Here is a 12023-nt window from a genome sequence, read left to right on the forward strand (position 1 = left end):
GTCAGCCATACCCCGTCAACGCGGCCTCGCCTCGCTTCATTTCAGGGAGATCCTATGACCGAGACCACCGACACGCTGGAAGGCCGGCTATCACGCATTCATAAGGCCTTAGTCGAGGATGACTTCGCCCTCATCGACGAGGTGCTCGATGACCTCGAACCGGCAGAGATCGCCCTGCTGCTTGAATCCCTGCCCCTGGCCGCTCGGACACGGCTCTGGGAGCGAGTGGCGCAGGATGTCGACGGCGAAGTGCTGCTGCATGTGCATGACGAGGTGCGCAGCACCCTGATCGAGGACATGGACCATCATGAGATCGTTGCCGCCACCTCGAATATGGACACCAGCGACCTGGCTGAGCTATTCGAGGATCTGCCGCAGCAGGTGGCCGAAGACATGCTGCGCTCGATGGATGAGCTGCAGCGCGCGCGACTTCAGGAGGCACTCTCCTACGAGGAAGACTCCGCCGGTCGCCTGATGCGCACCGATACCGTGAGTGTACGTGCCGATGTCACGCTCGAGACCGTGCAGCGGTTTCTGCGCTGGAAGAATCAGTCTATCCCCGACAATACCGATGCGCTGATGGTAGTCGACCGCAATGGCATTTTCGTCGGCGTGCTACCGCTGGCCCGCCTGGTCTCACAATCATCAGAGCTTGCCGTGGCCGATGTTCTGGAAAGTGACATCGACAGTGTGTCAGTGACAATGAAGTCCTGGGATGTCGCCACCCTCTTCCAGACCCACGATCTGGTATCGGCACCGGTGGTCGACGAAAAGGGGCTGCTGCTTGGGCGCATCATCATCGATGACATCGTCGACGTCATCCGCGAGGGCTCGGACCAGGCGTTGATGAACATGGCCGGCCTCGACGAGGAAGAGGACCTGTTCGCTCCGGTCATACCCAGCGCCAAGCGTCGTGCGGTATGGCTCGGCATCAACCTGATGACCGCCTTCCTGGCCGCCTGGGTGATCGGACGCTTCGAGGCGGCACTCGATCAGATCGTCGCCCTGGCGGTATTGATGCCCATCGTCGCCAGCATGGGCGGCATCGCCGGCAGCCAGACCCTGACCCTGGCGATTCGCGGCCTGGCACTGGGTCAGATCAGCCGCACCAACAGCAACTGGCTGATGCGCAAGGAGATCGGCATCTCGTTGATCAATGGTGTGTTGTGGGCCCTGGTTGTCGCGGTCATCGCCACCCTGTGGTTTCAGGATATCCGTATCGGCGGCATCATTGCTGTCGCCCTGGTCATCAACATGCTCGCTGCCGGCATCGCCGGTATCGCCATCCCGCTGGGCCTCAAGCGCCTGGGCATCGATCCCGCTCTATCGGGCTCAGTGGTACTGACCACCGTCACCGACGTGATCGGCTTCATGGCGTTCCTGGGCCTGGCCACCGTCTTCCTCCTATAAACATCTCTGCTCATAACGCAACGACCCCGACATTGGCGGGGTCGTTGCGTTGTGGCCTTGAACACCTGTGGCCTTGAAAGCTGCGCGCTGACACAGCTGAGTCCAGTGCAAGGGATCAGCTTTCGGTATAGCCTTCGGCCAGATCCACCAGCTCACGGATAGCGACCGCGAACAGCGGGAAACCGCCCTGAGAACCCGAGTGGACCTCCTCGAGCAGACGGCACCAGCGCTGATACATGGCCTCATGGCTATCAAACCACTTCTCAACGCGCTTCTCGACTTCGCGCGGCCCGTCTTCCATGCGCAGAACACCGACCGTCAAGGCCAGCTGCTGGCGATCCAGATCGTCTCGGAAGGTTTCACGGGCCTGTGCCTGCCAGCTATCACGCACCTCGAGCGCATTGATCTGCTCGGTCATCCACGGCAGTTCCAGACGATGACCCACTTCATAGAAGACGTCGGCGACACGCTGGATCTTCTCATTGGTCTGCTTGGCGGCCTCGATAATACCAAGACCGGCATAAAGGCTACCGGTCGCCGCCACCACATTGGCCAGGCTATCCGGCACCCCGATCGCCGTCAGTTCATCACGACGCTCGGTCCAGGCACCCAGTTCGTCACCGCGCAGGCGCTTGCCGATGCTCTCCTGCAACTGTGTCAAACGGGGGGCGAAGTGGGCGATGCAATCCTTGGCGGTCATGCCCGTACGCTGACGCAGGAACCAGCGGGTGGATCGGCGCAGTAGACGCATCAGGTCGAGCATCATGCGGTACTGCACCTCGCTCGGCACCTGGTTATCCAACGCCTCGACCTGCTGCCATAGACTATCCAGATTGAAGCTGTCGCGGGCCACGATATAGGCCCTGGCAATCTCGGCACGGCCGGCACCGGTGGTATCGATCAGACGACGCACGAAGACGACGCCCATATGATCGACCAGATCATTGGCGATCTGTGTCGCCACGATCTCGCGCTTCAGGCGATGCTCGTACATCTCGTCATGGAAGCGCTCCACCAAGACGTTCGGGAAGACCCTCTCCAAGTGCTTCTGGATGTAGGGATCATCCGGCAGGTCAGAGGCAATCAAGTCGCCCTTGAGCACACTCTTGGCGTAGGAAATCAGCACCGATAGCTCAGGCAGGGTCATCCCCTGGTTGGCACTGGCACGCTCAAGCATTTCCTCGTCGCTTGGCAAGAACTCAAGCTCACGGTCGAGCTGCCCGCCTTTCTCGAGCTCGTTGATGAAGCGGCGGTACGGCCCCAAGCCCTCTTTGGAAAGAGTTTCGGACAACGACAGCGCCTGGGTCTGACGATAATTGTCGCGGATCACCAGCTCGGAGACTTCATCGGTCATGCTCGCCAGCAGCTGGTTGCGCTGCTTATCGGTCATGTCACCGCGCTTGACGATGTCGTCGAGCAGGATCTTGATATTGACCTCGTGGTCAGAGCAGTTGACCCCGCCGGCGTTATCAATGAAGTCCGTATTGACCCTAACGCCCTTGTGAGCGGCTTCCATGCGGCCGCGCTGGGTCAAGCCCAGGTTACCGCCCTCGCCGACTACGCGGCAGTTAAGCTCGTTGCCGTTGACGCGCAGCGAATCGTTGGCCTTGTCACCAACATCAGCATCGGTCTCGGCCTCTGCCTTGACGTAAGTGCCAATGCCGCCGTTCCAGATCAAATCGACAGATGACTTGAGCATGGCGTGCATCAGATCATTGGGCGACAGCTTGTCCTCGCTGATGCCGAACACCTTCTTCATGGCCGCCGAGATCGGGATCGACTTGGCGCTACGCTTGAAGATGCCGCCACCCTCGGAGATCAAGGAGGCATCGTAGTCTTCCCAACTGGAGCGCGGCTGATCGAAGAGCCGCTTGCGCTCGGCGAAGGAGGCGGCGACATCTGGGGTCGGGTCGACGAAGATGTGCATATGGTTGAAGGCGCCCACCAGGCGGATCTTGTCGGACAACAGCATGCCGTTGCCGAAGACGTCGCCGGCCATGTCACCGATGCCCACCACGCTGAACTCGTCGGCCTGGGTGTTCACGCCCTGCTCGCGGAAGTGGCGCTTGACCGATTCCCAGGCCCCCTTGGCGGTGATGCCCATCTTCTTGTGGTCATAGCCGTTGGCACCACCGGACGCAAAGGCGTCGCGCAGCCAGTGGCCGTACTCCAACGAGATCTCGTTGGCGATATCGGAAAAGGTAGCGGTCCCCTTGTCGGCAGCGACCACCAGGTAGGGGTCGTCGGCATCGTGGCGCACCACATTGAGCGGCGGCACGACGTTGCCGGCTTCAAGGTTGTCAGTCACATCCAGCAGGGCACGAATAAATATCTTGTAGCAGGCGATACCTTCCTGCTGGATGGCATCGCGATCACCGCCTTCCGGCAGACGCTTGCAGACAAAACCACCCTTGGCACCAACGGGCACGATGACCGCGTTCTTGACCTGCTGCGCCTTGACCAAGCCCAGCACCTCGGTACGGAAATCCTCGCGACGATCCGACCAGCGCAGGCCACCACGGGCCACCTTGCCACCGCGCAGGTGTACGCCCTCGACCCGCGGCGAGTAGACGAAGATCTCGAACATCGGTCGCGGCTTGGGCATGCCAGTGATCCGGGACGGGTCAAGCTTGAAGGAGAAGTAGTCCTTAAGCTCGCCGTCGGCATCCGGCTGGTAGTAGTTGGTGCGCAGGGTCGACTGAATCAGCTCGATATAACGGCGCATCAACAGATCATCGTTGAGGCTAGCGACATCGTCGAGCAACGTCAGCAGGCGCGACTGACAAGCCTCGGCCTCGGCAGCGCGGTCGCCTTCCTGCTCCGGGTCGAAGAGCATCTCAAAAAGCGCTACCAACTCGCGGGTGATCTCCGGGTGGCTTGCCAGTGTGGTGGCGATATACAGCTGGGACAGCCCAAAGCGAATCTGCTTCAGATAGCGCCCATAGGCCCTGAGCATGGCGACTTCACGCCAGCTTAGGTTGGCGCCTATCACCAGGCGGTTGAAGGGATCATTCTCGGCCTGTCCGCCCCAGATGCGCTGGAAAGCATCGGTGAAGGACTCGCGCATTTCCTGCAGGTTGACGATTTCACTGCCATGGTGCTCGAGCTGGAAATCGTGAATCCAGAAGTTGCCGTCGCGGGACGTGATCTCGTAAGGGCGCTCGCCGATCACTCTAAGGCCCAGATTCTCCATCACCGGCAGCACATCGGAGAGCGGAATCGGACGGTCCTTGTGGAAGAGCTTCAGATTGACGCCGTCGACGTCTTCCTCGACCAAGCGGTACAGCGACAGCGATAGCGGTAAACCCTGTTCGACTTCGGCGCAGTGATGAATGTCATAGACCGCGGAGCGCGCACTAAAGTCTTCACGGTAACCGGCCGGGAAGGCATCGCGATAGACATCCAGCAGACGGTTGGCCTGCTCTTCACCGAAGCCTTCCACCATGGCGTTATGCAGATCATCGCGCCAGCTGGTCGCCAGGGCGCTGACCTTGTGTTCCAGGCGTTCAAGATCGTAATCAGCCGGGGCACTGCCATTAAAGCGCAGGATCAGCTGAATGCGTGCCAGCACCGACTCGGACAGATAGGTGTTGAAATCACCGAAGGTGGCATCGAGTTCATGGCAGAGCAAATTCTGGATGCGCACACGCAGATCAGTGGAGAAGACATCGCGTGGCACGAACACCAGGCAGGAATAAAACTTGCCGAAACGGTCTTCGCGTACAAACAGGCGCACCCGGCGCCGCTCGCGAATATTGAGAATGCCCACCGCGGTGCGGGTCAGCTCTTCCGTACTGATCTGGAAGAGGTCATCGCGCGGATAGACGTTGAGGATCTGGCGCAGTTGATGACCATCGTGACCTTGCGGGTCGACGCCGGCAGCTTGCATGACCGCTTCAATTTTGCGGCGCAGTACCGGGATGTGACGTGGCGAGTCGTTATACACAGTGGCGGCGAACAGGCCCAGAAAGCGGCGCTCGCCAATCACATTGCCCTTATCATCGTAGCGATCGATGGAGATGTAGTCAGGGTAGGTCGGACGGTGCACTCGGGCGTGATAGGCGCTCTTGGCAAACGATAGCAACTCGGGCACCAGCACGTAATGATCACCGTCGACGCCCTGGTCGTTACGGATTCGCTCCTGATAGCGCGAGGCATCGAGAGTGAAGACACCCAGTTCACTGCCCTTGCGTTTCTTGAGCTGATCCTGGCCCTTGACCTGAACGACGTCATAATCGTCATAGCCGAGGAAGGTGAAATTATCCTCGAGCAGCCACTCGAGAAAGGCAATCGCTTCCTTGTGGTCCGCGGCGGTGACCTCAGCCGGCTTGACGGCCTTGAGCTCGGCGAGAGAAGCCTTGACCTGCTCCCGCATCGAATCGAAATCCGCTACCGCCGTGCGCACATCGGCCATCACGTCATGCAGGCTCGCCTCGATGTCGGCCAGCAAGTCGGGGTCGGAATGGCGGTCGACCTCGATGACGATTAGCGACTCGCGCCCTTCCGGGGCATCCTTGGCATGGGTACTGGTCATGTACTTGAGCTGATGCTTGGCATCGCGCTTGGTGGCAAGCACCGCGTTATAGATCGAGTGAACGGTGATACCGCGCCGGTTGAGCTCGATGCGCACCGAGTCGACCAGGAACGGCATGTCGCGCCCTATCACCTCGACCTGGGTATGGGTCGACTGCCAGCCATGCCCCTCATAATCCGGGTTGAAGACCCGCACAACGGGATCATCGGGGTTCTGCTGTTGAATAAGATGCCAGGCGGAGAGCACCGACCCGTAGAGATCTTCGAGACGGCGCTCAGCCAAGTCGGCAAAGGGCGCATTGGCAAAGAACACTTCAGCGAAGGAAGCGACGGCCTTCACCTTTTCATCGTCCAGTCGGTGCTCCAGCTGTTCCTTAAGCTGGGCCAGCAATTCCTGCTTGTCTTCGATCGCGACGTGTTGCATCAATCACCTCGGCTTACACCAACCCTTCTTGGTCGGCGGGATATTCGTAGACTCGTCCATGACGGTCATGGATGCCTTAAGCATACGGAAGTGCATGGAGCACCCCTACTGTATTAACCCTTTGTCATGGAGCATGTCAGTTACGCATCGGCACTTGACTTCATGCCCGGCGCTCGAGCAACACCCCACACTCGCAGTGATGCGTCCAGGGAAACTGATCAAACAGGGCGAAGCGCGATATGTCATGGGTCTGTGTCAGGCGCTCCAGATTGTCGACCAGCGTATCCGGATTACATGAGATATAGACGATACGATCATAATCGCTGAGCTGGTCACAGCTATCGTCATCAAGTCCCGCACGGGGCGGATCGACTAATACGGTAGAGAAATCGTAGTCGGCAAGCCCCATCTCGGCCACCCGACGCCCTCCTTTCTCCCCCTTCAGGGCCAAAGAGAACTCCTCTGCCGACATACGTGCCACATGTACATTGTTTACTGCGTTGGCCGCAAGGTTAGCCTTGGCAGAAGCAACCGAGGTGCGCGAAATCTCGGTTGCCAGCACCCGGCGAAAGTTCTCGGCAAGCGCCACCGTAAAGTTGCCATTGCCACAGTAAAGCTCGACCAGATCGCGGTTCTGGCTTTGACGCGTGACATCCCGCGTCCAACTCAGCATTGACTCGCAGATGGCGGCATTGGGCTGCGTAAAGCTGTTCTCGACCTGCTGATACGTGAACTCGCGACCATCGACCGTGAGGTGCTCCCAGACATGGTTACGGGTCAGCACCAGGCGCTGCTTGCGTGAGCGACCGATGATCATGACCCCCAAACGCTCTTCCAGCGCACGCGCCGCGGCCTCCCAGTCTTCGCCCAGGGGACGATGATAAATCAGGGTGATCAGTGCTTCGCCAGCAAGCGTGGTGAGAAAATCGACCTGAAACAGCTTGCGGCTAAGCACGTCATCCTCGCGCACTGCCTCAAGCAGAAGCGGCATCAGCTCATTGATCCGCTCGCTTGCCACCGGGAACTGGTCGACTCGCACCGCACGTTTCTTGTCGGGTCGCTCGGGGTCGGGTTCAAACATGGCATAGAAAAGCTCGTCCCCTTCGCGCCAGATACGAAACTCGCAGCGCATGCGGTAATGGCTCGCCGGTGAGGCAAAGACCTCGAGCTCAGGCGTCGTCAGGTGCGCAAACTGGGTGGAAATACGCTCGCGCTTGGCCTCTAGCTGTTCGCCATAGCGGGCGGGGTCGACAACGGGTACGGCCACAGAGTCTCCTTGTGAAGCGTTAAATCGGTGAAATCGATAAGGGAATAAGGTCAGGATTCGAGGGCCGTAGCCGCTACCATGAGTCTGCCTGGCGCCGCGAAGCCATACCGCGACAGCACCGGTGCGAGAGTGCCGCCCGGCGCGGTTGCCCAGGAAGCACCCTGGGCTTCAACGCCCGGGTTTCCGCCGCCAGAGCTAGTGGAAAAAGGCAGCGGCGCGACCACTTGCACCACACGCCGGGCAATGGCGTCCCCCGAATCGACCCAGGTAATCGGTCGTGGTGCAGCGGCGGCGAGCGCAGGGGTCAGCAACGGAAAGTGTGTGCAGCCCAGCACCACGGTATCCAGCGCCGTGTCCTCCCAAAGGGGCGCCAGGCAGGCGGAGATCACATCGGGATCCAGCGGTTCGCCGGCCAATTGACGCTCGGCCTGCTCGACCAGCGGGTCAGCGGCCAGGCGCATCACCCGGCAGCCGCCGGCGAAGTCGTCGATCAGCCGGCGGGTGTAGGGGCGATGCACGGTCGCCGAGGTCGCCAGCAGCGCAAGATGACCACTGCGACTCGCCGCCGCCGCCGGTTTGATGGCCGGCACCGTACCAATGACCGGGATCTCAAGGTCGTTGCGCAGCGCCTCGAGGGCCAAGGTGCTCGCGGTGTTGCAGGCAACGACCAGGGCGCTGGCGTGACTTACCGCCACGGCGGCCTGGCAGACGTTGAGAATACGCTGTACCAGCCACTCATCCGGTTTGGTGCCATAGGGCAACATGGCGTTGTCGCAGGCATAGCAAAGCGCCACCTCGGGCAGCCGGTGACGAATGGCGGCCACTACCGAGAGGCCACCGACGCCGGAATCAAAGATCAGAACCGGACCGCTCATGCACAACGGGCCTGAATCTGCTGCATGGACTGAGGCTCCTTGGCGTCACTCGACGCACACCCTTGGCTTGTGTTGAAAGGCTTCTCACGACCAGCCGCGGCGAGTTTCATCATGGTCTTGGATCAACGACCGCTCCCGCCTGACCACCGCGAAGTGACTCATTCTACCCCAGCCACCGGCCAAGGGCCGAGCCTATCGCATGCCGATACGCCGCCGCCCGGCCATCTGGCCGGGCGGCGGCGTAATAAGTGACCCTTTGCTTCGTGCCGTCTTATCGATGCGGACGGTGAGACAAAGGCGATGCAAGACACGTGGAAGGATCAGACCATGGGGTCAGGCGCCGCACGCAGCTCTTCATAAAGCTCGGGATAGGCATCCTGAAGGCGCTCAAGCTTGGCCTCTGCCCCTTCTGGTAGGGACTCCGCCAGCTTATCAAGGGCCGCGTCATCGAAGTGCTCGCGAATCAGCGGGAAGAGCTCCTCTCGCTCATCGCGCAGATAGGCGCGGTGGGCCTCGAGATAAGCCCCCAGGTCGTCAGCGAACCGATCCATGGGGATCGCCACGTCCATCAGGATCATATCCAGGTCCTGCGAGAGCTGCATCAGCCGCTCGTGAAGGGCATGATAATTATTGGCCAGCCGCTCGCTCAGCCCCTCGGCTTCCGGTGCCTTGGCCATCAACTCCTGACCAAAGACCTTTTCCAATGGCACGGTGAAGCCATCCATGTAGTCGAGGATGTAGTCGACAACCTCGCGCATTAACTGGAAATCGGGGCTTTCACCTTCCGCCAGCGTTTTATGCTTGAGCTTCAGCACGTGCAATAGGCGCGCCATGTTGGCGTGATCCTGGCGTAATTGATTCAGCATCGGCATGACGGAACCTCCTGTGCTGTCCGGGCGAACGTCTGTATGGTCATTTGATCCTACAAGCCTCCACGGGTTCGATGATCTTTCCATTCGCTCATCGCTAACCACCAATGTCTCACTCAACAATCGGCACGACCAGCATGTAAGCAGGGGTAGTCTTAACATGAAATGGCGACAAAGGCTTACCTCACAAGCGCAATCTACATCCTACCTTTTTAGATATACCTCATATCTCAACCTATGGTGACCCACCTGCTGCCAGCCTAGAATGTCTAACCCTAGCGCCTTCACCACCGGCCTGCCTAGCGCTAGAAGCTCTATGCTTATAGATATTTTTACTGAAAAGCGACGCCGAACACTCCCGCCACAGGACCCGATGCACATGGACCTTTTCAGCCAGCAGCACGCCCAGGAACACGCTCCCTTAGCCTACAGGATGCGACCGCGCCAGCTGAGCGACTATATCGGTCAGCAGGCACTGGTCGGCCCCGGCAAGCCACTGCGCCGCATGGTCGAAACGGCCACGGTGCGCTCGATGATCCTGTGGGGTCCACCGGGCGTCGGCAAGACAACGCTCGCCGAGATCCTCGCCAATGAGTCCGGCGCCCAGCTCGAGCACATGTCGGCCGTGATGGCAGGAGTCAAGGATATCCGCGCAGCCGTGGAACGGGCGGGCGTGGCCCAGGGCCAGAATCGCCCTACTCTTCTGTTCCTCGATGAGATTCACCGCCTCAACAAGAGCCAGCAGGATGCCCTACTGCCGCACGTGGAATCGGGCCTTCTGACGCTGATTGGTGCCACCACCGAGAACCCTTCCTTCGAGGTCAACTCGGCGCTGCTGTCGCGGGCTAGGGTCTATGTGCTCAAGGCGCTCGATGAAGAAGAGCTGCTTTCGGTGCTACGCCAGGCCCTTGAGGATCAGGAGCGCGGCCTGGGAGCAAGGCGCATCCGCACCGAAGATGAGGTACTCAAGCTGCTTGCCCACGCCGCTGGCGGTGATGCCCGCCGGGCGCTCGGCCTTCTGGAAACGGCCTGCGACTTCGCCGTACCCGACGATGACGGCGAACGGCTCGAGAAGGAGGGCCTGGCCGAAGTGCTCGGCCATCAGGCCAGTGCCTTCGACAAGCAGGGCGATCACTTCTACGATCTGCTCTCCGCCATCCACAAGTCGATCCGCTCTTCCCGCGTCGATGCAGCGCTGCTCTACATCGCCCAGTTCACCCAAGGCGGTGGCGACCCGCTGGATGTCATCCGGCGCCTGACCGCAATCGCCTCAGAAGACGTTGGCAATGCCGACCCACGGGCGCTGCCGCTGGTCATGGCCGCCTGGGATGCCTACCTGCGCCTGGGCGACTATGAAGGCCAGCGGGCTATCGCCCAGGCGGCCATTCATCTGGCCATTGCCCCCAAGAGCAATGCCATTGACCAGGCCTGGAACAGAGCCAAGGCCTTTGCCGCCGAGCACCCGACCCTGGAAGTCCCCAGTTATCTGCGCAATGCGCCCACCAAGCTGATGGAATCCCTCGGCCATGGTGAGGGCTATCGCTATGCCCATAACGAAGCCAACGGCTACCCGGCCGGTTCATCACATGACTGCTGGCCCGAGGGTGCGCCACGCACCCGTCTCTACACCCCCAGCGAATACGGCCAGGAAAAGCGCTTTAAGCAAATGCTCGACTGGCGTGCCGAACTCGATGCGCAGGCCGACCAGCAAGGCTGACTTAGGCCATGTCTGAAAAGTGTCTGCGCCCTCTCCAAAAAAGCAAAGCGTAAACCGAAAGCCCCCGGCCGTAAGGCTCAGGGGCTTGGGTATTTGGACTTAAGTACTTGGGCTTAAGTACTTGGGCTTGAGTACTTGGATGCGGCAAGGACAATGATACAGGCGGAGACGTCACCTCGAGGGCGTTAGCGCGCGGTTTCCCTTATCACGTCGGCCCCGTCAGGGATCTCGAACGCGAAACGCGCTTCATCAATGTTGGCATTCTGCTCCACGTTCCCGAAGTCGATGGCGGTGCGCTGCCCGGTACTATCGGTCATCTGCAGCATGCCCAGCTGCTCGCCATAGAAGGTCAGTTGCAGTTCCTCGAAGAGGGTATCGGGGTTGTGGGGCTCGAGGGTAAAGGACTCCGCCGTGCCCTGCTGGCGACGCTCGACGTCGTAGTTCTCGGTGAGCTCGTCGACGCTGCCCGAGAGCAGCAGGGCCGGGGTATGGGTCACCCGTGTATCCAGCGGCTGCACCGTGACCTGTTCAAGGTCCGGGTCATGCAGATAGACATCGTCACCGTCAGAGACCACCTCCTGACGATAGGGAGACTCGACCTCCCAGCGAAAGCGCCCCGGACGTGATAGCCACATGCGGCCGCTAGCCTGCTGCAGGCGCTGGCCGCTGCCATCGAGGATCTGCTGCTCAAAGTCAGCCTGATAGGTGTTGATCGGCTCAAGCAACTGCGTCAGACGCTCGGCGCCGGCATCAGCAAGTGCCGTGAGGGGCATCATCAGGGCAAAGCCGAAGGTGGCAAGGCGTGTCGGTGTCATGGCGTCTCCTTGGCCGGCAATGGCCGGCGAATGTGTCCCGTCTTCGCGTGCCTTCAGCAAAGACGCACTACTCAGACAGGGGACGCGTCGCCAGGCTGCCCCGGCGACGCGCC

General features: G+C 60.4%; 7 protein-coding genes. 2 read left to right on the forward strand and 5 right to left on the reverse strand.

Annotation, left to right across the window (positions count from 1 at the left end):
• Positions 1-54 precede the first annotated feature (54 nt).
• Positions 55-1410: a magnesium transporter gene (gene mgtE, locus ETC27_RS04655; RefSeq protein WP_136253847.1), complete on the forward strand. Its 1356-nt coding sequence runs from the start codon at positions 55-57 to the stop codon at positions 1408-1410.
• Between the two features lie 115 nt (positions 1411-1525).
• On the opposite strand, the gene ETC27_RS04660 is transcribed toward mgtE, so the two are convergent.
• The 4 genes from ETC27_RS04660 to ETC27_RS04675 form a co-directional block, all read right to left on the reverse strand.
• Entirely contained in the window at positions 1526-6367 is a 4842-nt protein-coding gene (locus ETC27_RS04660; protein ID WP_136253848.1) for an NAD-glutamate dehydrogenase, read from the reverse strand.
• Between the two features lie 160 nt (positions 6368-6527).
• Complete coding sequence (trmA, locus tag ETC27_RS04665) at positions 6528-7634, reverse strand: tRNA (uridine(54)-C5)-methyltransferase TrmA (RefSeq protein ID WP_136253849.1); 1107 nt, start codon at positions 7632-7634, stop codon at positions 6528-6530.
• Between the two features lie 50 nt (positions 7635-7684).
• Positions 7685-8509, reverse strand: coding sequence for a glutamate racemase (murI, locus tag ETC27_RS04670; RefSeq protein WP_136253850.1), 825 nt, complete (start codon positions 8507-8509; stop codon positions 7685-7687).
• A 320-nt stretch (positions 8510-8829) separates the two neighbouring features.
• Positions 8830-9375 (reverse strand): hemerythrin domain-containing protein, encoded by a 546-nt coding sequence (locus ETC27_RS04675; RefSeq protein ID WP_136254195.1) that lies wholly within the window; start codon positions 9373-9375, stop codon positions 8830-8832.
• 382 nt (positions 9376-9757) lie between these two features.
• Between ETC27_RS04675 and ETC27_RS04680 the strand changes: the two genes are divergently transcribed.
• The gene (locus tag ETC27_RS04680; protein WP_136253851.1) at positions 9758-11095 is read left to right on the forward strand and encodes a replication-associated recombination protein A; all 1338 of its coding nucleotides are present in this window, start codon (positions 9758-9760) and stop codon (positions 11093-11095) included.
• Positions 11096-11280: 185 nt separating this feature from the next.
• Here ETC27_RS04680 and lolA read toward each other — a convergent pair whose 3' ends face one another.
• Positions 11281-11910 carry an outer membrane lipoprotein periplasmic chaperone LolA gene (gene lolA / locus ETC27_RS04685; RefSeq protein WP_136253852.1) on the reverse strand — a complete coding sequence of 210 codons (630 nt, stop codon included), beginning with the start codon at positions 11908-11910 and terminating at the stop codon, positions 11281-11283.
• Positions 11911-12023 lie beyond the last annotated feature (113 nt).

Origin of the sequence: Onishia niordana (assembly GCF_004798965.1) — a bacterium.
In the GTDB taxonomy this organism is placed as follows: domain Bacteria; phylum Pseudomonadota; class Gammaproteobacteria; order Pseudomonadales; family Halomonadaceae; genus Onishia; species Onishia niordana.